Source organism: Planococcus sp. 11815 (assembly GCF_051096385.1).
In the GTDB taxonomy this organism is placed as follows: Bacteria; Bacillota; Bacilli; order Bacillales_A; family Planococcaceae; genus Planococcus; species Planococcus citreus.
Window position 1 is genome coordinate 428,433 of the sequence record NZ_CP096991.1, and the last position, 25,611, is coordinate 454,043.

The 25,611-nt window shown below is 49.8% G+C and carries 25 protein-coding genes and 2 riboswitches; of the genes, 18 read left to right on the forward strand and 7 right to left on the reverse strand.

Annotated features, from left to right (window positions below; all coding sequences use genetic code 11):
- Positions 1 to 21: 21 nt before the first annotated feature.
- Entirely contained in the window at positions 22 to 765 is a 744-nt protein-coding gene (locus M1Q06_RS02285; protein WP_434401331.1) for an alpha/beta hydrolase, read from the reverse strand.
- Positions 766 to 887: 122 nt separating this feature from the next.
- Here M1Q06_RS02285 and M1Q06_RS02290 point away from each other — a divergent pair, with 122 nt between their 5' ends.
- From M1Q06_RS02290 to M1Q06_RS02335, 10 genes are all read left to right on the forward strand, one after another.
- Positions 888 to 1,286, forward strand: a complete 399-nt coding sequence (locus tag M1Q06_RS02290; protein ID WP_121300874.1) for a PaaI family thioesterase — start codon at positions 888 to 890, stop codon at positions 1,284 to 1,286.
- 148 nt (positions 1,287 to 1,434) lie between these two features.
- Complete coding sequence (locus tag M1Q06_RS02295) at positions 1,435 to 1,914, forward strand: MarR family winged helix-turn-helix transcriptional regulator (protein ID WP_434401333.1); 480 nt, start codon at positions 1,435 to 1,437, stop codon at positions 1,912 to 1,914.
- On the forward strand, positions 1,911 to 2,894 hold the full coding sequence (locus M1Q06_RS02300) for a ring-cleaving dioxygenase (RefSeq protein WP_434401335.1): 984 nt from the start codon (positions 1,911 to 1,913) through the stop codon (positions 2,892 to 2,894). Before M1Q06_RS02295 ends, M1Q06_RS02300 begins: the two co-directional genes overlap by 4 nt.
- A gap of 149 nt (positions 2,895 to 3,043) precedes the next feature.
- Positions 3,044 to 3,343, forward strand: coding sequence for a TIGR04104 family putative zinc finger protein (locus M1Q06_RS02305; protein ID WP_434401337.1), 300 nt, complete (start codon positions 3,044 to 3,046; stop codon positions 3,341 to 3,343).
- Between the two features lie 112 nt (positions 3,344 to 3,455).
- A riboswitch (FMN riboswitch) is annotated at positions 3,456 to 3,586 on the forward strand.
- A 107-nt stretch (positions 3,587 to 3,693) separates the two neighbouring features.
- Positions 3,694 to 3,824, forward strand: a riboswitch (FMN riboswitch).
- Between the two features lie 99 nt (positions 3,825 to 3,923).
- Positions 3,924 to 5,006, forward strand: coding sequence for a bifunctional diaminohydroxyphosphoribosylaminopyrimidine deaminase/5-amino-6-(5-phosphoribosylamino)uracil reductase RibD (gene ribD / locus M1Q06_RS02310; RefSeq protein WP_434401339.1), 1,083 nt, complete (start codon positions 3,924 to 3,926; stop codon positions 5,004 to 5,006).
- 5 nt (positions 5,007 to 5,011) lie between these two features.
- Positions 5,012 to 5,647, forward strand: a complete 636-nt coding sequence (ribE, locus tag M1Q06_RS02315) for a riboflavin synthase (protein WP_058381886.1) — start codon at positions 5,012 to 5,014, stop codon at positions 5,645 to 5,647.
- Between the two features lie 12 nt (positions 5,648 to 5,659).
- Entirely contained in the window at positions 5,660 to 6,850 is a 1,191-nt protein-coding gene (locus M1Q06_RS02320) for a bifunctional 3,4-dihydroxy-2-butanone-4-phosphate synthase/GTP cyclohydrolase II (RefSeq protein ID WP_121300879.1), read from the forward strand.
- Between the two features lie 12 nt (positions 6,851 to 6,862).
- Positions 6,863 to 7,330 (forward strand): 6,7-dimethyl-8-ribityllumazine synthase, encoded by a 468-nt coding sequence (gene ribH, locus M1Q06_RS02325; RefSeq protein WP_101189424.1) that lies wholly within the window; start codon positions 6,863 to 6,865, stop codon positions 7,328 to 7,330.
- Positions 7,331 to 7,941: 611 nt separating this feature from the next.
- Positions 7,942 to 8,220 (forward strand): DUF4212 domain-containing protein, encoded by a 279-nt coding sequence (locus tag M1Q06_RS02330; RefSeq protein ID WP_058381882.1) that lies wholly within the window; start codon positions 7,942 to 7,944, stop codon positions 8,218 to 8,220.
- Between the two features lie 64 nt (positions 8,221 to 8,284).
- Complete coding sequence (locus tag M1Q06_RS02335) at positions 8,285 to 9,964, forward strand: sodium:solute symporter family protein (protein ID WP_135449367.1); 1,680 nt, start codon at positions 8,285 to 8,287, stop codon at positions 9,962 to 9,964.
- A 401-nt stretch (positions 9,965 to 10,365) separates the two neighbouring features.
- Here M1Q06_RS02335 and M1Q06_RS02340 read toward each other — a convergent pair whose 3' ends face one another.
- Positions 10,366 to 11,412 carry a glycosyltransferase gene (locus M1Q06_RS02340; RefSeq protein WP_434401342.1) on the reverse strand — a complete coding sequence of 349 codons (1,047 nt, stop codon included), beginning with the start codon at positions 11,410 to 11,412 and terminating at the stop codon, positions 10,366 to 10,368.
- 159 nt (positions 11,413 to 11,571) lie between these two features.
- Positions 11,572 to 12,129: a M15 family metallopeptidase gene (locus tag M1Q06_RS02345; RefSeq protein WP_434401344.1), complete on the reverse strand. Its 558-nt coding sequence runs from the start codon at positions 12,127 to 12,129 to the stop codon at positions 11,572 to 11,574.
- Between the two features lie 103 nt (positions 12,130 to 12,232).
- On the opposite strand from M1Q06_RS02345, the gene nfsA reads away from it, so the two are divergent.
- Positions 12,233 to 12,964 (forward strand): oxygen-insensitive NADPH nitroreductase, encoded by a 732-nt coding sequence (nfsA, locus tag M1Q06_RS02350; protein ID WP_058381878.1) that lies wholly within the window; start codon positions 12,233 to 12,235, stop codon positions 12,962 to 12,964.
- Between the two features lie 47 nt (positions 12,965 to 13,011).
- Positions 13,012 to 13,626, forward strand: coding sequence for an NAD(P)-dependent oxidoreductase (locus tag M1Q06_RS02355; RefSeq protein WP_434401346.1), 615 nt, complete (start codon positions 13,012 to 13,014; stop codon positions 13,624 to 13,626).
- A gap of 49 nt (positions 13,627 to 13,675) precedes the next feature.
- On the opposite strand, the gene M1Q06_RS02360 is transcribed toward M1Q06_RS02355, so the two are convergent.
- Both M1Q06_RS02360 and M1Q06_RS02365 read right to left on the reverse strand, forming a co-directional pair.
- Entirely contained in the window at positions 13,676 to 14,617 is a 942-nt protein-coding gene (locus M1Q06_RS02360) for an ABC transporter permease (RefSeq protein WP_121300886.1), read from the reverse strand.
- Positions 14,595 to 15,518, reverse strand: a complete 924-nt coding sequence (locus M1Q06_RS02365) for an ABC transporter ATP-binding protein (protein ID WP_434401348.1) — start codon at positions 15,516 to 15,518, stop codon at positions 14,595 to 14,597. Before M1Q06_RS02365 ends, M1Q06_RS02360 begins: the two co-directional genes overlap by 23 nt.
- Before the next feature lie 146 nt (positions 15,519 to 15,664).
- Between M1Q06_RS02365 and M1Q06_RS02370 the strand changes: the two genes are divergently transcribed.
- Positions 15,665 to 16,084, forward strand: a complete 420-nt coding sequence (locus M1Q06_RS02370; RefSeq protein WP_434401351.1) for a hypothetical protein — start codon at positions 15,665 to 15,667, stop codon at positions 16,082 to 16,084.
- 826 nt (positions 16,085 to 16,910) lie between these two features.
- Here M1Q06_RS02370 and M1Q06_RS02375 read toward each other — a convergent pair.
- Positions 16,911 to 17,165: a hypothetical protein gene (locus tag M1Q06_RS02375; protein WP_058381873.1), complete on the reverse strand. Its 255-nt coding sequence runs from the start codon at positions 17,163 to 17,165 to the stop codon at positions 16,911 to 16,913.
- Complete coding sequence (locus M1Q06_RS02380; protein WP_434401355.1) at positions 17,162 to 18,319, reverse strand: class I SAM-dependent methyltransferase; 1,158 nt, start codon at positions 18,317 to 18,319, stop codon at positions 17,162 to 17,164. Before M1Q06_RS02380 ends, M1Q06_RS02375 begins: the two co-directional genes overlap by 4 nt.
- A gap of 150 nt (positions 18,320 to 18,469) precedes the next feature.
- On the opposite strand from M1Q06_RS02380, the gene M1Q06_RS02385 reads away from it, so the two are divergent.
- The 5 genes from M1Q06_RS02385 to cydC all read left to right on the forward strand — a co-directional run bounded on the left by M1Q06_RS02385 (position 18,470) and on the right by cydC (position 25,603).
- Positions 18,470 to 20,110, forward strand: coding sequence for an AMP-binding protein (locus M1Q06_RS02385; protein WP_434401357.1), 1,641 nt, complete (start codon positions 18,470 to 18,472; stop codon positions 20,108 to 20,110).
- A gap of 200 nt (positions 20,111 to 20,310) precedes the next feature.
- A complete protein-coding gene (wrbA, locus tag M1Q06_RS02390; RefSeq protein ID WP_121300891.1) occupies positions 20,311 to 20,925 on the forward strand; it encodes an NAD(P)H:quinone oxidoreductase in 615 nt (204 codons plus the stop codon).
- Positions 20,926 to 21,006: 81 nt separating this feature from the next.
- Positions 21,007 to 21,729 (forward strand): hypothetical protein, encoded by a 723-nt coding sequence (locus tag M1Q06_RS02395; RefSeq protein WP_434401359.1) that lies wholly within the window; start codon positions 21,007 to 21,009, stop codon positions 21,727 to 21,729.
- A gap of 452 nt (positions 21,730 to 22,181) precedes the next feature.
- On the forward strand, positions 22,182 to 23,912 hold the full coding sequence (cydD, locus tag M1Q06_RS02400; protein WP_434401362.1) for a thiol reductant ABC exporter subunit CydD: 1,731 nt from the start codon (positions 22,182 to 22,184) through the stop codon (positions 23,910 to 23,912).
- Entirely contained in the window at positions 23,900 to 25,603 is a 1,704-nt protein-coding gene (gene cydC, locus M1Q06_RS02405) for a thiol reductant ABC exporter subunit CydC (protein WP_434401364.1), read from the forward strand. The genes cydD and cydC overlap by 13 nt, the downstream gene beginning before the upstream one ends.
- The last annotated feature ends 8 nt before the right edge of the window (positions 25,604 to 25,611 follow it).

Here is a 25,611-nt window from a genome sequence, read left to right on the forward strand (position 1 = left end):
ACTCTATTTATAGAGCAGAATTTATTCGTATTTGCGGAAAAAGGCAAGCGTGCCGTCGATGATCCGCTGCTGGTCGTGATCAAGCGTCGCGACATGGTAGCTGTCCGGCATTTCGATAAGGTCTTTTTCCTCAGATGAAATATGGTCGAAAATGAATGTTGAATTAACCGGCGGAACGACATGGTCTTCCGGCGAGACGAACAGCAGTGTGGGGCAATGGATGGCCGAAAGGTTTTTACGGACCAAATCCATGAAGGGCAGGATCTCCTTAACGGAAGCGACCGGTGTTTTGTCGTAGGCAAGCTCAGTGATTCCCGGTTTTTTGATATCGGATCCGATGGCGTCCAAAAAGCGCACATCCTGCAACTCCTTAACGCCCTCCATGTCCGGAACTTCAACGGCAGCGTTGATCAAGGAAATGGCAACGATCTCCGGATGGTTTTCCGCCATATAAAGCGCGAGCGTGCCGCCCATCGACAAGCCAGCCACGAAAATCTTATCACAGCGCTCCGACAGCCAAGCGTAGGCCTCCTCGACAGAAGCGATCCAGTCCTGATACGTGCTGGTTTCCATATCTTCATAATGCGTCCCATGCCCTTTAAGGCGCGGGGCATAGACGCTATATCCTTCGTTCGCGAAAGCCTCAGCAAGCGGGCGCATGCTTTGAGTCGTGCCGGTAAAGCCGTGGGATACGAGAATTCCTGTTTTCCCGCCTTGTGAAATGAACGGCTCTGCGCCGGGAAGAACATCAAAATCGTGTGTCATCCAAAAACCTCCTTTTAGGTAGTCCTTAAGTATTCGTTGCTTTTTGGGAAAGTCCTGCCCATTCAACTGCCTCAAAAAGGAATGCTATACTAATGGAAGAATAATCAACTGGGGGAGATCGCGTGCAAAAAGTACAGGAATATACGCAATTGATCGAGCAGTTCGAGAACGGCCCTTATTTCCAAATGCTCGGTTTTGAAATCGACCGGGTAGAGTATGGCAAGGCGTCCATGCGTTTGAAGAAAAAACCTGAAAATGACAATATGCAAAATATGCTGCACGGCGGCGCGATCATGTCGGGAATCGATATCGTCATGGGGCTTGCCTCGCGCTCGCTCGGAAGCGATGCGGTTTCGACGATTCAAATGGAAGTTCGTTTCATCAAAAGCTTGGCGGAGGGAACGGCCATTTTCCACGCTGAAATGCTGCATCAGACGAACAGTACAGCGGTCCTCACAGGACGCGTTGTCAGTGATCAAGATGAATTATTGGCCTATAGCACAGGCACGTTCAAATTATAAATTGTGATCGCTCCTATTCGCTTATAGCGAATAGGAGTTTTTTGATTGGCTGCAATTGGAAGCCGTTCTCTTGACCCACCAGCGGCGGCTTGTTATAATTACTTTTAATTAAAGATATTTTAATTCGAAGTAAAGAGGTGAAATATAAATGGAGTTCTCCAACCAGAACCTGAAAGCTGTAACGGTTTTGATTCGCGCTGCGGATGCGGTCCATGATGCCATTAAACGCGACGTGGCGGGATACGGCTTAAATGCGACGGAATTCTCGGTGCTCGAACTGCTCTATCACCAAGGCCGGCAACCGATACAGGCAATCGGCAAGAGAGTGTTGATTGCGAGCAGCAGCATCACTTATGTAGTCGATAAGCTGGAGCAAAAAGGCTATGTCGAACGGGAAGCGTGCAAAGAAGACCGGCGCGTGACTTATGCCCTTTTGACTGACGACGGCCAGGAATTGATGAAGCGCATTTTCCCTGAACATGAACGGCAGATGGATAAAGTATTTGCCGGGCTTGAGCAAGAGGAAGTAGCGGAGTTGATCGAGAAACTGAAAAAAGTGGGCTACGAAGCACAAGAAAGTATTGAACCGAAAGATGGAATAGTAAAAGACAAGGAGCGGTATGCATGAACGAATTGAAAGGGATCCACCATGTAACGGCGATTACGAGCAGCGCCGAGAAGAATTATGAATTTTTCACGTATGTATTGGGGATGAGATTGGTTAAGAAAACGGTGAACCAAGATGATATCCAAACCTATCACTTGTTTTTCGCTGACGATAAAGGCTCAGCCGGGACGGATATGACTTTCTTTGATTTTCCTGGAATCCCGAAAGGCTCTCATGGCACGAACGAAATTTACAAGACGGCTTTCCGTGTGCCGACGGACGAAGCGCTTAGCTATTGGGAAAAACGTTTTGACAAATATGAAGTAAAGCACAATGCAATAACCGAACAATTCGGCGTGAAAACTTTGTCGTTTTCCGACTTCGATGACCAGCAGTATATGCTCGTATCGGACGAGAACAATGAGGGCGTACAGGCCGGCACGCCGTGGCAGCAGGGTCCGGTCCCGCTTGAATTTGCCATCACTGGGCTTGGCCCGATCCATATCCGCATCGGGCAATTCGATTACTTGAAGGAAGTATTGGAAAAAGCGATGCATATGCGTGAGATTGCTGACGAAGGGCCGTTTCATCTATTCGAGATGGGCGAAGGCGGAAACGGTGCACAAGTGATCGTCGAGCATAATGCAGACTTGCCGTCCGGCCAGCAAGGTTTCGGAACGGTGCATCACGCCGCCTTCCGCGTGGCGGACCGCGAAGCGTTGAATGAATGGATCGGCCATATGCAGGAAATCGGCTTCTCGACTTCCGGATACGTCGATCGCTTCTTCTTCGAATCATTGTATGCACGGGTCGCACCTGGTTTATTGTTTGAATGGGCAACGGATGGCCCGGGCTTCATGGGCGATGAGCCATATGAAACGCTTGGGGAGAAGCTTTCTTTGCCGCCGTTTTTAGAGCCGAAGCGTGAACAGATCGAAAGCATGGTGCGCCCGATTGATACGGAGCGCAGCACGAAGGATATCGAAAAAGAATACCTATAAGGAAAATTCGGCACTGCTCACAATGGGCAGTGCTTTTTTGCAGGTAGGAGGAAAGAATGTCCAAAAAACTGAAATAATGGGACGGTTTTGGGAACTTATCCCACTTATGTACGTAAGTATAGATAGTACAAGGAAAGGGGAGAACGGCGATGCCGAAATGCCAAAATTGCGGAACGACATGGACATGGGGGCAGACCGTCTGCCGATTGTTCACACTCGGGGATAGCTTAACTTGCCCCTCTTGCCGGCAAGAACAATTCATGACGATGGAATCGCGGAAAAAGACCAGCTTGTTCGTTTTTGCCGCTCCGCTCATCATGTTCATTTCGGTCGCTTTCGGCATCGATCCGTTCGTTTCCCTCGCCTTATTCCTGGTTTCCTTTTTAATGATCATGGGCATTTACCCATTCTTTATCGAATTGACAGACGAGCGCGGGCCGATGTGGTAACTAGTAAAAACCCGAGTTTCTTTCTAGGGATTGAGTTGGCTTCGCGCAAAAATTGAGATTCTTTTCTGGACAGCCCCCGGAGCTTGCGCTAAACTTACAGATAATCATCTATAGCGTTCTTCGGGGTCGGGTGAAATTCCCAATCGACGGTAACGGAGCAATCCGAAGCCCGTGAGCCTTTCGGGGCAGGATTTGGTGCAAGTCCAAAGCCGACAGTTAAAGTCTGGATGGGAGAAGAACCGTCAAACAGCCTACTAGCAATCGCTAAGGCTTCTTTGATATGCACTTTCAAGGCCCCTTTCTTTTACGAAAGGGGCCTTTTTTGCATACTGTGGATGATCAACTGAATAGTATTCCTTCGGGGTCGGGTGAAATTCCCAATCGACGGTAACGGAGTAATCCGAAGCCCGTGAGCCTTTCGGGGCAGGATTTGGTGCAAGTCCAAAGCCGACAGTTAAAGTCTGGATGGGAGAAGGAAGAACACGGAAATTATAGAGTTTTCTATAGTTCTATTTCCTATTGTCTTCTAACCCATTGGCTAATCAATGGGTTTTTATTTTGTTCTGAAAGGTGTGATCAAGTGGACGATCAGCAAATCATGAAGCACGCACTGGAGTTGGCGCGATCAGCTGCCGGGCAGACTTCCCCCAACCCTCTTGTCGGGTCGGTGATCGTCAAAGATGGCCGCATCATCGGCATGGGCGCGCATCTGAAAGCGGGACAGGCGCATGCAGAAATTCATGCGCTGAATATGGCAGGCAATGAAGCACGAGGCGCAGATATATATGTGACGCTGGAGCCTTGCAGCCATCATGGCCGGACAGGGCCTTGCGCAGACGCGATCATAAAAGCCGGCATCCGCCGTGTCGTCGTCGCTGTGCTTGACCCGAATCCGCTCGTTTCGGGCCAAGGCATCCAAAAGCTTGAAAATGCCGGGGTTATTGTAGAGACCGGTGTCTGCGAGCAGGAAGCTGCGGAGCTGAACCGGATGTTTTTCACCTTTATCCGCAAAAAGCGGCCGTTCGTCACATTGAAGCACGCCATTACGCTAGACGGCAAAATCGCTGTATACGGCGGCCGTTCTGAAAAAATTACAGGGCCTGAAGTGCAGCGCGACGTCCACGAACTGCGCTTGCTGCACGACGCCATCCTGGTTGGCACGCAGACCATTGCACTCGACAACCCCCGTTTGACCAATCGGTTTGCTGACTCCCCGAAGCAGCCGATCCGCGTCATTTTGGATCGCCAGCTGCGCATCCCATTAGAGAGCCATGTCATTCAAGTACCTGATGCCCCTACTTGGATTATCGTCGGATCAAGAGCCGATATCGACAGCCGCTGCGCATTTCCTGAGCATGTCCGAATTCTGCAACTGGATACGCCGGATGTGGAAATCGCCGCTGCACTGGAATTGCTGGCCGAGCAAAAGGTGTTGTCTGTCCTTGTGGAAGGCGGGCAAAAAATCAATACTGCTTTTTTGAAAAGCGGTTTGGTGGATGAAGTTGCTACGTATATTGCACCGATTATTCTCGGCGGCGAAGGAACCGTTTCCGTCTTCGGCGACCTGCAAACCAGTTCTGCGTCAAACGGCATTCGCTTGGAGACACAAAAGGTGGAGCACCTCGGAACGGATCTGAAGATCATCTCCACCTTAAAGGAGTGACACAAATGTTTACAGGAATTATAGAAGAAAAGGGGCAACTCGCGGGGATCAAGCGCGGCGCGTCCAGCATGGAAATGACGATCCGTGCAAATGTTGTCTTAGAAGAAACAAAAATCGGCGACAGCATTTCAGTCGAAGGGGTCTGTTTGACCGTGACTTCCTTATCAAGCGGCCGTTTCACGGTGGATGTCATGCCGGAAACCTTCCACGGCACGACCCTTTCTTCACTTAGTACATCCAGTGCCGTCAATCTGGAACGTGCCATGGCGGCGAATGGCCGTTTCGGCGGGCATCTTGTCGCGGGCCATATCGATGGGGTCGGCAAGATCTTGCGCAAGCGCCCACAGGAAAATGCCATGTATATCGATATAGCGGCGCCTCCTGAATTGCTTGCGCAGTCGATCGTTAAAGGATCCGTCGCAATTGACGGCATCAGCTTAACGATTTTCGAACTCAGCGAAAATCATTTGACCGTTTCGCTCATCCCGCATACGGCGGGAGAAACAACTTTGGGCAGCAAAAAAGTAGGCGATTCGGTCAATCTCGAGACCGATATGTTCGGAAAGTACGTGCAGCGTTTTATGGAGCATGCGCCAAAACAACCGATGAACGCCGATTATTTGCGGCGCCACGGATTTTAAAGGAGCAAACCGATGCTAAATACAATTGAAGAAGCAGTAAAGGATTTGCAGGCAGGAAAAGTCATTATTCTAGTAGATGACGAATCAAGGGAAAACGAAGGGGATTTTGTGTGCCTCGCAGAACATGCGACGCCTGAAAACATCAATTTCATGGCAACGCATGGCAGGGGGCTTATCTGCACGCCGGTCTCGCCGGATATCGCATTACGGCTGAAACTCGACCAAATGGTCAGCCATAATACTGACCATCACGAAACGGCATTTACCGTCAGCATCGACCATAAAGATGCCAAGACGGGAATCAGCGCCTTTGAACGGTCGGACACCATTTTGCAGATGCTCAATACAAAAGCTGTGCCGCAGGATTTCAAACGGCCGGGGCACGTCTTCCCGCTTGTCGCAAAATCGGGCGGCGTATTCCAGCGCCAAGGACATACAGAGGCGTCAGTCGACTTGGCGCGTCTTAGCGGCAGCGAACCGGCAGCGGTCATTTGTGAAATCATGAATGTTGACGGCACAATGTCACGCATGCCGGAACTGGAAAAGCTGGCAGATGAATTCAATTTGAAACTTATTACCATCGAGGATCTCTATGCGTACCGCGCGGAGAAAGACCCGATTCTCAAGCGGGAATCGAGTGTCCATATGCCGACCGACTTCGGTGAATTCCGCATGGTGGGTTATTCCAACCGCCTGGATACAGAAGAGCATGTCGCCATCGTCAAAGGCAATCCCGAGTCGGTGGAAGCACCGATTGTGCGCATTCATTCAGAGTGTTTGACCGGTGATATTTTCCACTCGCGCCGCTGTGATTGCGGGGCGCAGCTTGCAAAATCGCTTGAATTGATCGAACAGGCAGGTGCGGGCATCGTCCTCTATATGAGACAGGAAGGGCGCGGCATCGGCTTGTTGAACAAGCTGAAAGCGTATGAGCTGCAAGAACAGGGCTTGGATACGGTCGAAGCTAATGAACAGCTCGGCTTCCCTGCGGAAATGCGCGATTATACATTGTGTGCTTTGATGCTGAAAGACCTGGGCGTGTCGCGCGTCCGGCTGTTGACTAACAATCCAGCCAAGACAGCTGCGCTTATCGAATACGGCATCGAAGTGGAAGAACGGCTGGCGCTCGTCATCCCGCCAACTGAAGACAATACGCAATACATGAAAACGAAAAAACAACGGATGCATCATCTAATCGACTAAGGAGTGTTCATAATGGAAACAGTTTACGAAGCAAATTTGATCGGATCGGATTTAAAAATAGGGATCGTTACAGGCAGATTCAATGATTTCATCACCTCGCGCTTGTTGGACGGCGCCGTCGACGGCTTGGTGCGCCACGGCGTAAATAAGGAAAACATCGACACTGCGTGGGTACCGGGGGCATTTGAATTGCCGCTGGTCGCGAAGAAAATGGCGGAAACAAAAAAATACGATGCGGTTATCGCACTCGGTACCGTGATCCGCGGTTCGACGACCCATTACGATTACGTCTGCAGCGAAGCGGCAAAAGGCATTGCGCAAGCCGGCATGTCGACAGGCGTTCCGGTCATTTTCGGCGTGTTGACGACGGAAACGATTGAACAGGCGATTGAACGCGCTGGCACGAAAGCTGGAAACAAAGGCTACGAAGCGGCAGTTTCTGCAGTTGAAATGGGCAATTTGATGAAAGCATTCGACTGATCCAAAAGAGCTGAAAACAGGTTTTTGATTGGCGGAATGGGCCAGATATTTTCTGGGCATCCATCATTTCACACAAGTGAATAATTAACATGAGCCTGCATTCTTTTATGAATGCAGGCTCATTTATTGGTGGCATTTATCTTGATACAACAACATACTGTTGGAATTTCAGCCTATACTACTTTGAGTTCAAAAGATATTTTATTTGAATCTTATTATAATAATGCATTGACAATTAACAGAAGTTTTAGAATAATGAAAAAAGATAACATCTATTATCCTTAAAATGGAAAGGGAGGGGGAAGGGCGAATCATCACTTATGATAGGCCGTCCGTAGGCTTATTTGTTAGCGTTTTCAAAAAAGGAGTGAGTCGATGATCTGGGTTCTTACATTGAGCCTTATCACCATCGTGTCCGTAGTCGCTGGGTTAAAAAGACGGAAGGTCGTCTATTTTTTCCTTCCATTTGCATCGCTATTTGCATTCATGCTCGTCAAGGTCATAATGGTGCCACTCCCATTCCTGGATACGGTCCGTTTCATTTTCCAGTTGAGGGGGTGAACTTCGCAATAGAGGAATTCGGCTTCTAAACCGGCAAAGGGGTGGGTAATTTGAGGAAGATCGATAAAAAACAAGCAGATGCGTATTTCCGGACTCGTACCACGTTGGTCACCATCTATTTACTGATCGGGTTTTCGGCATCTTTCGGGGTCGTCATGTTCGCGGAGGAATTGTCGGGCTTCAGCGTCAATGGAATGCCTTTCCATTATTTCATGGGAGCGCAAGGGGCAGTGTTGACTTTCATCATCTTGCTTTTCGTTAACGCCATCGTCAATGACCGGATCGACAAAAAATTCGGTTTGGATCAAGACTTGGAAGACAAGAAATAGCAAAGGGCTTCCGACTAACTGAAAGCGATGGATAAAATTGCATAATCGACAAGGGGGAGAAGCAGTGGATTCACAATTTCTCGTATCACTTGTATTGATCCTGGCAACATTCGGCTTGTACATCGGCATCGCCGTCTATAATATGGCCAGGCAAACATCCGACTTTTATGTAGCCGGGCGTAATGTTCCTGCAGTGTTCAACGGGATGGCGATCGGCGCCGACTGGATGAGTGCCGCGTCGTTCATCGGGATGGCCGGAACGGTCATGTTGCTCGGATATGACGGCCTTGCCTATATCATGGGTTGGACAGGCGGATATTTGCTTTTGACTTTCCTATTGGCGCCGCAGCTCCGGAAATCCGGGCGCTACACGGTGCCGGAGTTTATCGGCGACCGTTATAGCAGCAGTACCGCACGTTTGATCGCGGCAGTTGCGACCATCATCATCAGTTTTACATATTCTATTGGGCAGCTCTCGGGATCCGGCGTCGTCATCGGCCGGCTGTTGGAAGTGCCGACAGCCGTCGGTACAATCATCGGTGTCGTCTTGATCGCTTTCTACTCGGCACTTGGCGGGATGAAAGGGATTACGTGGACGCAGGTGGCGCAATACTTGGTCTTGATCATCGCCTATTTAATTCCTGTCATTTTCATGTCGTTACAATTGACAAGCAATCCGATTCCTTGGCTGTCTTACGGGCAGATCATCGGGGAACTCCAGCAGCTCGATCAGCAGCTTGGCGTTTCTGAATACGTTGTGCCGTTTACGGAAGCGACCAAATGGCAGTTTTTGGCACTCATGTTTACATTAATGGCCGGAACAGCCGGGTTGCCTCACGTTATCGTGCGTTTCTACACCGTTTCTACAATGAAAGCAGCCCGTTGGAGCGGGGCGTGGGCATTATTGTTCATCGGTTTGCTTTACTTGTCGGCACCGGCTTATGCCGCATTTTCACGTTTTATCTTGATGACTCAAGTGGCGGGCTCTTCAATTGCTGATTTACCGGCTTGGACGGCTTCGTGGGTGAACACAGGCTCGTTGTCGGTTGCTGATACAAACGGCGATGGCATCCTCCAGTGGGAAGAAATCGTCATCAGCAATGATATCGTGGTCATGGCAACGCCTGAAATCGCCAATCTCGGTGTCTTTGTCATCGGGTTGATGGCCGCCGGCGCAATGGCCGCGGCACTATCGACAGCGGGTGGGCTGATGATTGCCATTTCAGCCGCTCTCTCCCAGGATATCTATTACCGTTCAATTAACCCGAAAGCGACGGAAAGCCAGCGACTGCTCGTCGGCCGTTCATCGATCATCATCGCGACTGTTGCAGCCGGCATCGTGGCGCTGAATCCACCAGGCGCGATTACGCAGATCGTGGCATGGGCATTTGCGCTTGCATCCGGAACGTTCTTCCCGGCACTGATTCTCGGTGTGTGGTGGAGACGGGCAAACGGGCCGGGCGTCATTGCCGGCATGCTGGTCGGGTTGACGGTCACCTTGACGTATATTTTCGCTGCTAAATTCGGCGGCTTTACGATTCTCGGCATTATCGATACAGGCGCCGGGGTCTTCGGGGCAACGGCGGCGATCTTGACGATCATCATCGTTTCATTGGCGACGAAGCCGCCATCGAAAGAAACGCAGGAAGAAGTTCTGGACTTGCGCTATCCAGAAGGCATGACATATAAAGACGGTGAAGTATGGCGCACCGACCCGGTCGAAACCAAACGTCCGGAGCATTGAAAAAAGAGCGGAAGCCCGGGCTTCCGCTCTTTTCATAGTGTTGAATAAGTCTAGGATCCACTAAACTTTTAAAAACGTGATTGCGTTTTGACATTTAAAAATCAATGACCTATCTAAGTATTTGGAGAAGCGTTCGCTCGTAACCCCTTCTGCTCAATAATGCTGCGCATTACTTTCGCAAAGATAATGTCTCCCGTAGGTCGACCTTATCTTTCCTGTGGATCAGCGAGACCACCGAGACCCCGCAGGAACGTAGTGACGAGGAGGCTTGGGCGCGAGCCCACGGAAAGCGAGCGATAAGCTTCGGAAAATACGATTTCTTAACTTTCTCGATAAGTAGAAAAGAGCGGAAGCCCAAGCCTCCGCTCTTTTCTACGTGCGCCAAATGGAAGTGACGGTCTTTATTCTTTCCGGAAAACCCAAGCACGTTGGGCCACGAAGCCGAAGATGAACAGCACCGTATCGACCATCACTTTCAAGATCACTTCTCCGCGGCCGAGCCATTCTGCATACAAGAAGTGGACCGATGCGGCGGAAGCGCCCATGATGAAAGCCGCCAATATATAATAGCGCAGCAAGGATTGTTTGGAGCCCTGCTTAAAGACTTTATTACGGTTGATATAGTAGTTGAACAGGGAAGACAGGATGCGTGCCGCCACCGTGGCGATGATGATGAACATTTCCGGGGATTCGTCGCGCAAGAGCTGGACGAACAGCCAGAACAAAGCGATATCGAGCCCAAATGAGGCTAAGCCTGAGAGGCCATAAAATATAAAGATCTTGTATATATGGTAGGAGTCTCGGAGCGGATGGAAATGGGACGACTTATTCTCGTCCAAGTAAACCGTTTCAATCGTCACTTCCACCACTGGGATATAATTCTTTTTCAAAGCTGCGAGCATATTCATTTCATATTCAAAGCGTTCGCCCAGTACATCCAGAAGCCTCGGCAGGAATTTCACGGGAATCCCGCGCAGGCCCGTCTGTGTGTCCGTTAAATCTGCGCCGGTCGACAATCGGAACAAAAGGCGAGTGAAACGATTGCCGAAGCGGCTGCGGAAGGGGATATTGGGTTGAGAAAAGTCCCGAGCCCCCAGCACCACATGGTTCGGCGATGCTTCAAGTTCATTTGCGATTTTGACCATGTCCGATACCATATGCTGGCCGTCTGCGTCGGCTGTGATGATGGCTTCGATCGGCAGTTGATGATTGAGGATATAATGAAAAACTGTCTTCAATGCGCGCCCTTTTCCCTGATTGACCGCATGAGTCAATAAAGTCACTTCCTGCAGTTTTTCCAGCTCCTCAAAAAAGCCTTCATAGGCGGGGCCGCTGCCGTCATTCACGACGATAATCCGGGAAAAGCCGGCAGAGATCGCTTCTTCGATTGTAAGTTTGCATGGCTCTTCCGGTTTATAAGCCGGAATGACGATGGCGAATTGTTTCACAGGCAACCTCTTTCCATTTCTGACACCCAGAAATAAGGTACTGGCATATGTTTCTATCTCTATATAATGATACTACCCCAATTCCGGTTCTTTAGTCTTGCTCTTCAGGAATCTTGTAGCGATTTTAAATAAGGATCAATTCTTAATCAGGCATAGGGCTTAATCGGCAACGACATCTTCAGGGCGATAGCCGTCTTGCAACTGGCGGATCGATAAACCGAAGTCCATTTGAAGATGGGGATAATCTTTGAAGCGTTGCCAGTCGCCGCCCCATTCGAAGCCGAGCTCTTTGGCGATGTCCGCTACTTCAAACCAGTCGGAACGCCCGTTTTCGTTGCCGTCGCGCTCGATGTCCCAAACGACTGAGCCGTCAGGCAAGCGCAGCGCGAAATCGATGGCCAGCCCGTAATTATGGTAGGACTCGCCACCTTCTGCATAAGTGACGACGTTCCCGCCCCGCGAGCGGCCTTGGGCATGGATCTCGTTCTGCTCTTCAACGGAACGGAAACCGTCGGTGATGAGGATATCGATGCCGGTTTCTTCAGCTTGAGCGATGAGCTGGTCGCGCTTAGATTCGACGATCGGGTGCAGTCCAGTCGGCAGCGGCCGATCAGCGCGTTCGTTGCGCTCTTCAATTTCGCGTTCGATCCAAATGAACAAAAATGCACCGAGGATAAGCAAGAATAGCAAAGAAAAGACGGTGCGGAATGTTTTCAAATAATTTCACCTCGTAACATGATTGTAGCAAAAATCCTTAAGCAAGTATCCGGCAGGAGTTTTTGGTACGATAAGAGAAACAGAATTTTTGGAGGGATACATAATGGTCATTGAATTAATGAAATCACATGCATCGGTCCGCGACTATAAAGACCAGCCACTAACGCGCGCGCAAGTCCATGAATTGGTCGAAGCGGCTCAATATGCGGCAACGTCCCACTTCGTGCAAGCTTATTCCATCGTTTGGGTGACGGATGAAGACAAGCGCAAACGCCTTGGTGAGCTGTCCAAAAACCCGAAACAGATGGAAGGGGCAGGAGCTGTGTTCTTAATGTGCGCAGACTACAACCGGTTGGGGCACGCCGCGAAACTGCAGGGCGAAGACATTGTCTTCGACCAGGCGGAGAACTTGTTGGTCGCGGTCACGGACGTCGGGTTGCTCGCGCAGAACTTGGCACTTGCCGCTGAATCCAAAGGCTATGGCATCTGCTATATCGGTGGAGTGCGCAACAATATGGAAGAAATCAGCAAACTTGTTGGTTTGCCAGAAGGCGTTTTCCCGGTCTACGGCTTAACGGTCGGCGTTCCGAACGAAGCCAACGAAGTGAAGCCGCGTCTTCCTGTAGAAGCTGTGCTTCATGAAAATGAATACGACGAAGCGAAATACGCAGAAATTTTGCCGGCATATGATGAAACGATCATGGCCTATTATGCTGCACGTTCAAACAATCAAAAAACTGCGAAATGGAGCGAGCAGATGGCGACGTTCTTGAACAAGCCGCATCGCCCCGATTTGAAGGATGTCTTGGCGAAACGCGGATATCTATTCAAATAAGAAGTGCATTCATCAATAACTGGAATGATTGAGGAGGCTGAGAAGCAATGAAAATCGCTTTATTTGGAGCAACGGGAAGAGTCGGCAGATATGTCTTGAACATGGCGCTTCGCGACGGCCATGAAGTGAAAGCGCTGGTTCGGAGAGCAGACCTTGAACCCCATGCGAATCTGGATATGATCGTCGGAAATGTCCGCAATGAAGAGGACATTCGCCAGACCTTGCAAGGGGCGGATGCCGTGATTAGCGCAATCGGCACCGATCGCACGACTACCTTATCGGATGCGACGCCGCTGATCGTGAAAGCGATGGAAGCAGAAGGCATACGGCGCATCATCACCATCGGGACCGCCGGTATTTTGAACAGCCGCTTGAGCCCGGGGCTGCTCCGTTATCAGGGCGGCGATTCCAAGCGCCAACTGACCTTTGCGGCGGAAGAACATGAAAAAGCCTATAAATCACTGGAACAAAGTGAGTTGGACTGGACAATCGTATGCCCAACGTATTTACCGGACGGCGAACCGAAAGGCTATTTCCGTTTTGAAGAAAACTATCTGCCTGAAGACGGCAAAGAAATCACGGCCGGTGATACGGCATTATTCGCCTATGAGCAATTGGATTCGGATGATTTCCTGAAAAGCCGCGTCGGCATTGCATATTGAATGACAAAACCCCTTGAACTATGAAAAGTTCAAGGGGTTTTTGCATGCATCAGGCAGTAACGTCACGTTTTGAGAATGTCCAATAACTGATCACCATAAAGACCAGGAAATAAACAGTCAAAACGATGAGCGACATGGCCATCGTGATATCTGGGATGGGCATGAAGCCAGTATAGAATTGCGTCAAATCGGTATGCGTAAACAAATAATATTTGACGATTTCAAAGCGCTGCAACAAGAAGACGAGTTGCACGCCGACAAACATCAAGAAAATCGATACGCCGATCGCAAGCGAACTGGAGCGGAAAACCGTCCCGAGCATGAATGCGAACGTACCAATCATCCATGTGCTCGCCAAGCTAAGCACGGATAGTTTCAATGCTTCAGCCCAGTAAGAGCCTTCCACCACTTCCGATCCGTTCCACACCAGGAATGCGCCGTCTCCAACTCCAAAGAAAATCCAGCTGAACAAAGCGATTGATACGAAAGTAAGAATGGCAAATAATAAGGCAAACAACATCGTTGTAATGTATTTGGATGTCAGTATTTTCCATCGTTTAACCGGGCGCGTCAACAGCATCTTGATCGTTCCTTGTGAGAACTCGGAAGCAACGATTCCCGCGCCGACGATGACCGTAAACAATGTCACGAGTGATAGCATCATATGGCCATCCAGCACTTGCTGCTGCAGACTTTCGACTTTGAACGGCTCGGCGTCATTGGCCAAGCGGTATTCTGCGATGGCGGCCTGGCCTTCGTAATAATCTTGTTGGGCAGGGCCAATATCCGGATTCTGCAATTGATCCTCGGCTGAAGCCAAGTTCATCATTTCCATCTCCTGCCAATCCATCTCTGGAGCCGGGGAGGTGGATTCGATCCATTTGGTGATGCCGGCATTTGCCAATAAGATGACGATCAATAGAACTGCCATGATCCATGTCGCTTTTTTACTCCATAATTTCATCCATTCATTTTGTATGAGCTTGAGCAATTTCGCCGCCTCCAGTCATTTCTAGGAATTGATCTTCTAAAGTCGTGCGGTGCGGTTGGACAGCGTATAAATCGACACCTGCAGCAGTGAGAAGTTTGATGGCGCCCGGGATGTGCTCCGGTTCTGTATCGATCAAATAGCCATTTTCATGCGGGTGCACCGTGAAGCCGATTTCTTCGAGCACTTGCTTCGCCTGTTCGGCCGGCTTGGCTTCTATGTAATAGCGGGATTGCTGGTGTTCGTTAACATTTTTGATGTCGATCAATTCACCGTTCTGGATAATGGCGATGCGGTCGCACAATAATTCGATCTCTGACAATAGATGGCTGGAGACGAAAATGGCGACATCGTTCTCACGTGCCACTTTGCGCAAATACATGCGGAATTCGCGAATGCCTGCAGGGTCGAGGCCATTTGTCGGCTCATCCAAAATCAAAAACTCTGGATTGTTGAGGAGTGCTTGTGCAAGGCCAAGGCGTTGGCGCATGCCGAGTGAATACGAACCGACTTTTTCCTTGATGCGGTTTTGCATCCCGACTTGCTGGATCACTTCGTCGATGCGGGCTTTTGTCACACCTTTATGCATACGCGCGAAATGCACCAGGTTTTTGTAGCCGGACATGAATTTATACATCTCCGGATTTTCGACAATGACGCCGACTTTTTCGATGCTTCTTTCAAAATCGGTGCGGATCGATTTACCGCCAATCAGGATATCGCCTTGCGTCGGCTTCATCAATCCGACCATCATGCGGATCGTCGTCGTCTTACCTGCCCCGTTCGGCCCAAGAAACCCGGTAATTTCCCCTTTATGGAGATCCAAGTTCAAGTTTTTGATGATCTGCTTTTTGCCGATCGTCTTTGAGAGCTTGCGAATCTCAACAATTTTCTCATTGCTCATATGAGCCACCTCTTTCCGTTTTGCTTCCTTCAGTACTAACGATTCATTTCCCGGAAAGTTTCAGTTTTCTGGAAATCCGGCAGGCTTAACTATCGCCTCAGCGGGAATAAACCAATTAACAACGAATATATGGAGGGTTTGGCTTTATGAATGAATTGCAGGAAAAAGAACAAGTGCTCATGGCATATTATGCACAGTACTATAAAGGTGCATCTTTGGAGGAAATCCAAGAGCTCGACCGCCGCTTGTCGCAAGGCATCGGGGAAGAGCAGTATAAAAAGGCGATGGCCGAATTGAAAGAACAAGGACTGGTCCATGGCTTGGAAGCTGTCGAGGAAAGAAATCAAGACGGCGTAGACTCCCCGATGGCGACAAACGAAGGCATGCTCTATATCAATGATGTCCTCAATCTCCAATCGGATGCGGTAGAAGACCACCAGCTCGATTATTTGGCGAAGCATCTGGAAACCAGCCACCTGGAACTGACGCTGGATCCGGTGAAGGGCTATATTGAGTCGGTCGTCAAAGAACAGGCAGATGAAAAGCCGAATGACAACATGCCTTGAATAGTTGAAAGCCGCTTCTTGAAAAAAAGATGCGGCTTTTTTGTGTGAAAAATAGTTTGTAATAATAACTGCGCGTTGGAAATAGATTCGGGTCAACTGGTTGATGTAGAAAGAAGGAAGTACAAAGAGGGGAGCGGAAAAGCTTTCGCTTACGACTGCGTTACAGGAGGCTGCTTGAGGCTCACAGGATGCGAGTCATGCAGCTGATGCGACAAGAACTGTTAGATAGAAAGAAGAGATTTGAAAAGCTTCCGCTTTTCGACTACGTTGCAGGGGGCTGCTTGCCGTGGGGCGGGTGTTGAGCCAACGTGCCCAAAAGCGCGGCACGTTTGTCTCGCCAGCCCGCGCGGTCCCACAGGCGTCAGCCCCCTTCCACTGCGTCTCTAGTTTTAGAGTGGTGGATAAGCACTTCAGTCTATTTAATTTAGGCGTAGAATAGCGTCAGACTTTATAGCTCGCGTCGCCTTGAACAAGGGTGATGTAATTGGCAATTCTAATCCCATAGTAAGTTGTTTGGTTTAAGCACCTATTTTTCAAATCCTAAGTCACGGGAAGCGATTCCCCCACTAGCCGGCAACTCCATACACAAGCAGATCTACTTAAACAGTCAGCTTGCAATGAAATCTCTCAGCTGCCGGCGTCAAGGGTGAGCCGAAGCAGTAAGACAGGCGTTCTTCCTGGCTTGCTGTGAGAGGCCAACCCAAAGCCGGGCGGCGACTAGTAGATGAAGCTTAAATCAACATCAGCAACAATTCCACAAGCAAACTTATTCTCACAAAAAAAGAAACCAATGCTGAGCATTGATTCCTTCCACACATATCTGAAGTTAAAGCCCGAGCACGAAGAATGCCAGGAAGATGGTGACAATGACCAAAGTGTTGGTGATCAGCGATGTCCGTTTGCTGACGGGTTCATCAAGTGCCGGGAAGCGCTCGACCAAGCGGATGCCCCCGTAAATCAGCACCATCAACAACGCTAAAGTCAAAATGAGCGGCATATCGTAGACGCGCACGTCGATAAAGCGGATAAAGATGACCGAGAAAGCAAGGATCATGCCGTTGACTAAATTTTTTCGTTTCATATGAGCTCCTTCAATTCGTTTTCAAGAAACGGTTTGGCGTTTAACAGTTTGGTGAATTCCCGGTAGCGTTCCAATTGTCCCGCTGCCGGTTTTTTATTCGTGCGGTAAGCGCGGATCAAAATGTTTTTCGGCGTATGCTCCATATCGATGAACTCCATCAATTGGGTTTCATAGCCAACCAAAGAAAGCAGTTCCGCGCGGATCGAATCGGTCGCAAGCGCACTGAAGCGTTCTTTGATCAATCCATGCTGCAGCATGACCTCGAGCGGAGACGATTGAATCTGGCTGTTGAGTTCGTGTTGGCAGCACGGCACGCTCAAAATGACGCCGGCGTTCCATTTAACGGCGCGTGCGAGCGCCATATCAGTTGCCACGTCGCATGCATGAAGCGTGACGACCATATCGACTGCGGTGTCTTGGTCGTAATCGTTGATATCGCCGACGAGGAATTCCAGCTGCTGGTAGTCGAGGTCGCGGGCGATGTTCTGGCATTCCTCGATGACGCTTTTTTTCAGGTCCAGTCCGGTGACACGCAAGTCGAGTCCTTTTTCGACGCGCAAATAATGATACAGCGCGAAGGTCAGGTAGGATTTGCCGGAGCCGAAATCGAGTATGCGGATCGGGCGGTCTTTCGGCAAATGCTCGAGTGCATCGTCGATGAATTCGATAAAGCGGTTGATCTGGCGGAATTTATCGTATTTCTGTTTCTTGACTTTACCATCCGGTGACTGGACGCCGAGGCGCACAAGAAACGGGTACGGCTTGCCATCCTCTAGCAGATAATCTTTCTTGCGGTTGTGGGACAGATCGGCGGCAGCGCGTGCATCGGCTTCAGATTTATAGCTGACTTTGAATTTTTTGGTCAATTGGATCTGGACTTTTTCGTCGGTGAACTGGAACAAGCCTTGGCGAAATTCGGTGAATAATTGTTCGAGTTCGGTGACTGCCTGTGCGATTGTCAGGTTTTGATGTTTCAAGATCTGTTCATATTGATATTCGAACTGGATGCGGTAGCCTTCTTTCAGTTCGACCGGTTTCAATTTGATGCGCTTCAAGTCATTTGATTTTTGGCGCGGCTGGCTGATGGTGGCCGTGACGAGTGCGTGGCTGTGCAGTTTTTCTGCAAGTTGGGCGTGCATAGTTTGGAGTTCCATGGAAAATCCCTTCCGTCTTTATGATAGCCTCATTTTAGCACGGCTGGCAGTCTGGGGCGACTTCATGGGCTGGAAATGGCGCTTTCCTTTTATTTGGAATTTTGCGATAATAAAACAGATGAAATCGTTTTCAACAAGGGGGACGAAGAAATGGCAATTCTCGATCAAACAGTAGGGGAAATTGTACGGGAGCAGGCGAAAAAATTTCCGCAGACGGAAGCGTATGTGTATCCAGAACGCGGCATCCGCAAAACCTATGCCGAATTTGACCAAGAGACCGATACGCTAGCGAAAGCGTTCATGGGCCTTGGCATAGAAAAAGGCGAACATATCGCCATTTGGTCCGACAATAAACGCGAGTGGCTGCTTAGCCAATACGCTACAGGCAAGATGGGCGGCGTGCTGGTCACTGTCAACACAAGCTATCAGGCGAATGAGCTCGAGTACCTATTAAAACAATCGGATTCAACAACTTTGATTCTGGGGGAAGAATTTAAAGGCACCAATTATATCGAAGTATTGAATCAAGTGTGTCCCGAATTAAAGCAAGCAGAAAAGGGGCAGCTCGATTCATCCAAGCTGCCGCATCTAAAGCGTGTCATCGTCATGAGCGAAAACAGCTATCCGGGCATCTACACATGGAGCGAGTTTGAAGCATTTGCAGAAAAGGTAGCGGATGAGCAGCTCGAACAGCGCTTCCGTTCGATGGAGCCGGATGAAGTCATCAATATTCAATACACATCTGGGACGACCGGATTCCCGAAAGGCGTCATGCTGACGCATCGTAACGTCGTCAACAACGGGCGCCTCGTCGGCGATATGATGAATTTGGATGAAACCGACCGGCTGTGCATTCCGGTGCCGTTTTTCCATTGCTTCGGCTGCGTGCTCGGAACTTTGGCGGCAGTAACACATGCCACGACAATGGTCATCGCAGAGCAATTCGAGCCGAAGCGCGTCTTGCAGATGGTGCAAGATGAGAAATGCACCGCGCTTCACGGGGTGCCGACGATGTTCATTGCCGAACTCAACCATCCCGAATTCGAGTCGTTCGATACTTCGACATTGCGCACTGGCATCATGGCCGGCTCGACGTGCCCGATCGAAGTGATGAAGAAAGTCATCAGCGATATGGGGGCGAGTGAAATCACTATCGCTTATGGGCAGACCGAATCATCGCCGGTCATCACGCAGACCGGCAAAGACGATGCCATCGAAAAACGCGTCGCCACTGTCGGAAAGCCGCATGACGATGTCGAAGTGAAAATTATCGACCCCGTGACCGGCGAACAAGTCGTCAAAGGCATGCCGGGCGAATTGTGCACGAGAGGCTATTTGATCATGAAAGGCTATTACAAAAACGAAGAAGCCACGAAAGAAGCGATCGATTCTGATGGCTGGCTGCATACGGGCGACATTGCGGTTGAAGACGAAGATGGTTATATCTCGATCACGGGCCGCATCAAGGACATGGTCATCCGCGGAGGGGAAAATATCTACCCGCGTGAAATTGAGGAATTTCTCTATCAGCACCCGTCCGTCCAAGATGTTCAAGTCGTCGGGGTGCCGGACCCAAAGTATGGGGAAGAGCTGATGGCTTGGGTCATCTTGAAAGAAGGGGAAGAACTCAAGCCGGATGAACTGCGCACTTATTGCAAAGGGAAAATCGCCCATCATAAAATTCCGCGCTATATTGAATTCATCGAAGAATATCCGATGACCGCTTCCGGAAAGATCCAGAAGTTCAAGTTGCGTGAAATGTCTGAGGAAATCGCTGAGAAGGTCCAATAAACAAGAAGAAGCAACCAGATGGAAATTTTTCATCTGGTTTTCTGTTGCGTATAGTTGGCTAGTTCTTCTTCACTTGCGAGACATTCAGAAAAGAAAGTTTAATGTCTTTCTAAATAGGGCACACTAGTAACAGAAGTTATCTTGAATATAGGATAATTCGTGCAAGCCACGGACCAAATTGATAAAGGAGAGGTTATGGAATGAGCAACGTAAACTTGGCAATCATTTACTACAGTTCAACAGGAACCAATTATCAAATGGCGCAATGGGCAGAAGCGGCTGCGAAAGAAGCGGGTGCAGAAGTAAAAGTGGCAAAAGTGAAAGAGAATGCGCCGATGGGGGCGATTGAATCGAACCCAGCCTGGAAAGAGCATTACGAAGCGACGCAGAATGTGCCGGAAGCCGACAACGATTTGCTTGAATGGGCAGACGCGATCATCTTCAGCGTGCCGACGCGCTTTGGCCATGTATCTTCACAAGTGCAACAATTCTTCGATACAACCGGCGGCTTATGGGCGCAAGGGAAGCTTGCGAACAAGGTCGTTAGCGCCATGTCTTCTGCGCAAAATCCTCATGGCGGACAAGAAGCTACAGTTCTCGCTGTCTATACAACGATGCATCATTGGGGCGCAATCATTGCGGCTCCGGGTTATACGGACCAATCCTTGTTCAAAGCAGGGGGCAACCCTTATGGAACGAGCGTCAGCGTCGACCAGGACGGCAATATGGTGGAAGACGTAAAAGATGCTGTGGCGCACCAGGCAAAACGCACAGTACAAGTGGCTGGATGGGTTAAAAACGGCTTGAACGGGTAACTAAAAACTACACGCCAAAAAGGCGAATGCTGGCAGACGGGCGAATGCGCCCGTCTGCTTTTTCAGTCGAGGAGGGGTAGTTTGGTATGGCTTAGCTTGCTGTTTATAATGGGATTTGTCGTCATCCATCTATTTTCGAAAAACATGAATTTCCTGAAAGCCGTACCGCGCAGCCGATTCTTATCGATTGCCGGCGGCATTTCTGTCGCCTATGTATTTTTGCACTTATTGCCTGAGTTAGGCGAATTCCAAGAAGAGGTCCACGAGGAATTCGGCGGCCCGGGGGAAGGTTTTCTGAGCAACCATATTTACTTAGCTGCGATGGCCGGGCTGGTCATTTTTTACGGCTTGGAGCAAATGGTCAAAAACTCGAAGCGCCGGACTGCAGAAGGCAAGTCTTCTTCAGGCGTATTCTGGATTCATATCGGTTCCTTTGCTATGTACAACGGGGTCATTGGCTATTTGATGATGCGCGAGGAATATGAAGGCGTGGTTGGGATGGCCTTGTTTTTCATTGCGCTCGGCGTCCATTTCATCACCAATGACAAGGGCCTCCGGGAAGCACATAAAGGCGAATATGACCGGTACGGCAGATGGCTTCTCGCTGGAGCAATCGTGGCCGGTTGGGTCATCGGGTGGATGACGGAAGTGCATGAATTGGTCATTGCATTTCTCATGGCCTTGATTGCGGGCGGCGTTATTCTAAACGTGTTGAAAGAAGAATTGCCCGAAGAGCGGGAAAGTAGTCTGGGTGCTTTTGTAATAGGACTGGCCGTATACTCTGTGTTGCTATTGTTCATTTGAATAAAAAATGATGCCATTTATAAAAAAGGGGAATAATCTTTAGGATATCGGGTAGAGTATTAGGTAATGAATCACGTGCGCAATCCTCGCGTTAGTGTCGAAAGGTGATGTTTATGCCATGATCACGAAAGAGGAAGAGGCAGTCTTTGAATATGAACTTCAGAAATTGACGGCAGAGTGCCAGGAATGCCTGGATACTTCTTTAAAGAGAAAGATCCAAGATGATGCCTTGTGGTTACAGGCCATCGTTTTCCCAAGCTCCGGAAGAAAGCCGTGAAGTGAGCGAATATCCGATATTCCAGCCACGCAGCCTTGCTGCGTGGCTTTTCTTTGTGAAATGTGAACCGTTTTGTAACAATTTCCCGGGAAATGGCTCTGAGGGCGTGCGTCCCCAAAGGAATCTACTTGTTGCTCCTTTATAATAGGGGTAAGTGAAAGAAAGGGCGATGGGAATGGGAAGTTTGAAGCAAATGGCCTACAGCCAGAACAATCGCATACGGTTGTTGTTTCTAGCCTCATTGGCAAAAGGGCTTGCGATGATCGGGCAGGCTTTGTTTTTTGTATGGGTAGCTGATTCAGTATTTCTGAAATCCGCTTCTTTTGAAGACGTACTGCCGTTATTGGCTGCGCTGCTGGCGGTCATTTTGCTGCGGGCTGGCGCAAGTTATGCGATCGGCCGGCTCGGCATCACGCTGTCTGTGGAAGCAAGACGCCGTCTGCGCCGGGAATTGATTGCTTCGTATAAGGAAAATCCATTGCAGGGGTCGATTGCCGGACAGTCGGGGCGGAAAGTCGGCTTGCTGCTCGAAGCCGTCGATGACACGGATGGTTATTTCAGCAAATATATTCCCCAGATGATCCAAAGTTATACAATTCCGCTGATGCTCCTCGGGGTGATTTTTTATTTGAACTGGACGACCGGGCTGATTATCTTGATTACAGCGCCGTTCATCCCTTTGTTCATGGCGATTGTCGGCAAAAGAACGAAACAAAAAGCGGATGAGAAAGTTGAACAATTGGCTGGATTTTCAGGCGCTTTTCTCGATGTGCTGCAAGGTTTGACAACTTTGCGCTTGTTCGGCCAGGCGAAGCGGCAAAGCGACACCATTCGGGACAATAGCTTGAAGTTTCGCGATTCGACGATGGACGTCTTGAAATCGGCTTTCCTGTCTTCTTTGACGCTCGAATACATTTCCATGCTGAGCATCGGGATCGTGGCGCTCGAAATCGGTTTGCGCCTTGTCGTCTTCGATAGCATCACGTTTTTCCCGGCTTTCCTCGTCATGCTGCTCGTGCCGGATTTCTTCAATTTATTGAAGGAGTTTGGCAGCGCTTTTCATACGGCGAGAGGCAGTGCGGCATCTGCTGAGCTGTTGACAGAAGAATTGGCGAAAAACCATCAACCGGTTGAGTGGGGGGAATCCCCAGTCAATGCACCGATTGAGTTGGCAGTAGAGCAAGTCGGCTTTCAGTACGGAGAAGGGTTCCAACTCGAACCGGCAAGTTTCAAGCTCGAAGCGGGAACATCTACCGCGCTGGTCGGGGCAAGTGGCTCCGGAAAAAGCACCTTGATGAATGTTGTAGCGGGGTTATTGCCGGCCACCAGCGGGCGCTTGCTGATCAACGGCCTCCCGCAAGAACAAGTGAGCGAAGATGAATGGTTCGGGCAATTGAGCTATATTACGCAAGATCCTTATTTATTTGCAGGGACAATTAAAGAAAATATCGAACTCGGGTCGAATCAAGCCGTGGCGAAACAAGAGTTGATTGCGGCGGCTCAGAAAGCGGGCATCCTGGAATTGGTCGAATCGCTTCCTGAAGGATTCGACACGGTGATCGGCGAAGCGGGGCGTGGATTGTCCGGCGGCGAAAAGCAGCGGCTCGTTTTAGCGCGTGCATTTCTCAAGAAGCCGTCGTTATTGTTTTTTGATGAACCGACAGCAGGGCTCGACCTTCATACAGAGCAAGTGCTGCAAAGGGCCATCGAAGAGCTGTCGAAAGAAGCTACCGTCATCACGATTGCACACCGTCTGCATACGATCCGGAACGCATCACGCATTATCGTCTTGGACGCAGGGAAGGTGGAAGCCATCGGCACGCACGAAGAGCTAATGGATAGCTTCAGCCCTTACCGTTCCATGATTGAGGCGCAGCAAGGAGGCAAACAGGCATGGGTGAATTAAAAACGGTTTTTTGGCTGACGCTAAAAGAAAAACGCGATGTTGCCCTTGCCGTAATGTTCGGCTTTCTGGCGGGGCTTGCCGGCGTTGCGCTTCTTGGTGCAAGCGGCTATTTGATTTCCAAAGCGGCGTTGACTGCCCAAATGACCACTTTGGTCGTTATGGCAGCATCGCTTAAATTATTCGGCTTTGCAGCCGCCATTACCCGTTACGCGGAACGGCTGTTTTCACACCGCGCGACGTTTACGATGCTCGGCCATTTGCGTGGGAATTTTTTTGAACGATTGGCACCGCTCGCACCGGGTATTTTCCAGCGCCATCAGAGCGGGGATCTGTTGTCTCGTATCGTCGGTGACGTGGAAAGTTTGCAGAATTTCCTACTGCGCGTATTGTATCCGCCGATTGTCGTAGGCATGGTCTTGGTGGCCACAGTGTTTTTCACTTCGTTTTATTCGCTGCCCATGGCCTTGATCGTCTTGGCAGGCGCAATTTTCGTGGTCGTCATCCTACCCGCGTTCTTCGCTCTCCGGAGACGGAAGAAAACGCATGCGACAGGGAAAACCCGCGGAGAGTTTGCGGCAGCATCGGCGGAATTTCTCTACGGATTCAAGGATTTGAAAATCCATTTGGCACTCGATCAAAAAAGTGCGGAATTGCAGGAAACCGCACACCGTTACGAACAGGCCCAGCAAAACGAGGGGCTTGAGGAAAACCGGGTTCAGTCCGTGAATGCGCTTGTGGCTTTTCTGGCTTCGTTTTTCGTTTTGGCGACTGGGGCGTATTTCGTGTCCATCGGGGAATTGTCCGGTCTGTATTTGGCGATGCTTGTCATGGTATCGCTTGGGGCATTTGAAAATGTCGGCCCGCTTGCGGCACTTCCGGCGTATTATGAAGAAAGCCGGATCGCTGCGCGCAGGCTTGACGAAGTGGTGGATGAAGAGCCGGATAACAGCACCGGTACGATGCCAGAGGGGCCGGTGGATGTTCAGGCCGACCGCCTCAGCTACCACTATCCGAATGACAGCCGTTTGTCACTTGATGAAGTCAGTTTCCAGTTGCCGCAAGAATCCAAAACAGCGATTGTCGGACCAAGCGGTTCAGGCAAGTCGACCTTATTGCAGCTATTGCTGAAAGTGGCAGTACCCGAGGATGGCGAAATCCGTTTCGGAAATGAAGCGCTTAGTGGCATGCGCCCAGAAAACGTATGGGAGCGCATGAACATTGTGCTTCAGGAGAACCATTTCTTTTCAGGGTCAATTGAGAGCAATTTACGCATTGCGAATGAGCAGGCGGACACAGAACAATTGCACGAAGCACTCGAACTCGTACGCTTGGGGCATTTGGAGCTGTCTGCACCGGTTTACGAAAAGGGACGCAATTTATCCGGTGGTGAAAAGCAGCGCCTTGCGATGGCTCGTGCGTTTCTGAAAGGCGAACGGCTATGGCTGCTGGACGAACCGTTTTCATCGGTCGACGGCGTAACGGCCCAATCCATCTACAGCGAGCTGTTCACCCGTCACCCACAGGATACGTTTGTCATCATCAGCCACGATTTATCGGGGCTTGAAAACATGGACCGCATCCTGGTGTTGGAAAACGGACGCTTGATCGAACAAGGCAATTACCAGGAATTAATGGAGCGCCGCGGTTATTTCTATGGCCTCAAGAAAATAGAAGAGCAAGTTTTCGTCTAGGTTGGCCG

What these genes read in the sequence shown, in the direction of transcription:
- M1Q06_RS02365 (WP_434401348.1), bottom strand. Translation starts at nt 15,518, where the DNA reads ATGAGCAATGAGAAAATTGTTGAGATTCGCAAGCTCTCAAAGACGATC.
- M1Q06_RS02305 (WP_434401337.1), top strand. Translation starts at nt 3,044, where the DNA reads ATGCCGAAATGCCAAAATTGCGGAACGACATGGACATGGGGGCAGACC.
- M1Q06_RS02300 (WP_434401335.1), top strand. Translation starts at nt 1,911, where the DNA reads ATGAACGAATTGAAAGGGATCCACCATGTAACGGCGATTACGAGCAGC.
- cydC (WP_434401364.1), top strand. Translation starts at nt 23,900, where the DNA reads ATGGGTGAATTAAAAACGGTTTTTTGGCTGACGCTAAAAGAAAAACGC.
- nfsA (WP_058381878.1), top strand. Translation starts at nt 12,233, where the DNA reads ATGGTCATTGAATTAATGAAATCACATGCATCGGTCCGCGACTATAAA.
- M1Q06_RS02385 (WP_434401357.1), top strand. Translation starts at nt 18,470, where the DNA reads ATGGCAATTCTCGATCAAACAGTAGGGGAAATTGTACGGGAGCAGGCG.
- ribE (WP_058381886.1), top strand. Translation starts at nt 5,012, where the DNA reads ATGTTTACAGGAATTATAGAAGAAAAGGGGCAACTCGCGGGGATCAAG.
- M1Q06_RS02285 (WP_434401331.1), bottom strand. Translation starts at nt 765, where the DNA reads ATGACACACGATTTTGATGTTCTTCCCGGCGCAGAGCCGTTCATTTCA.
- M1Q06_RS02355 (WP_434401346.1), top strand. Translation starts at nt 13,012, where the DNA reads ATGAAAATCGCTTTATTTGGAGCAACGGGAAGAGTCGGCAGATATGTC.
- M1Q06_RS02375 (WP_058381873.1), bottom strand. Translation starts at nt 17,165, where the DNA reads ATGAAACGAAAAAATTTAGTCAACGGCATGATCCTTGCTTTCTCGGTC.
- ribH (WP_101189424.1), top strand. Translation starts at nt 6,863, where the DNA reads ATGGAAACAGTTTACGAAGCAAATTTGATCGGATCGGATTTAAAAATA.
- M1Q06_RS02320 (WP_121300879.1), top strand. Translation starts at nt 5,660, where the DNA reads ATGCTAAATACAATTGAAGAAGCAGTAAAGGATTTGCAGGCAGGAAAA.
- M1Q06_RS02295 (WP_434401333.1), top strand. Translation starts at nt 1,435, where the DNA reads ATGGAGTTCTCCAACCAGAACCTGAAAGCTGTAACGGTTTTGATTCGC.
- M1Q06_RS02380 (WP_434401355.1), bottom strand. Translation starts at nt 18,319, where the DNA reads ATGGAACTCCAAACTATGCACGCCCAACTTGCAGAAAAACTGCACAGC.
- wrbA (WP_121300891.1), top strand. Translation starts at nt 20,311, where the DNA reads ATGAGCAACGTAAACTTGGCAATCATTTACTACAGTTCAACAGGAACC.
- M1Q06_RS02370 (WP_434401351.1), top strand. Translation starts at nt 15,665, where the DNA reads ATGAATGAATTGCAGGAAAAAGAACAAGTGCTCATGGCATATTATGCA.
- cydD (WP_434401362.1), top strand. Translation starts at nt 22,182, where the DNA reads ATGGGAAGTTTGAAGCAAATGGCCTACAGCCAGAACAATCGCATACGG.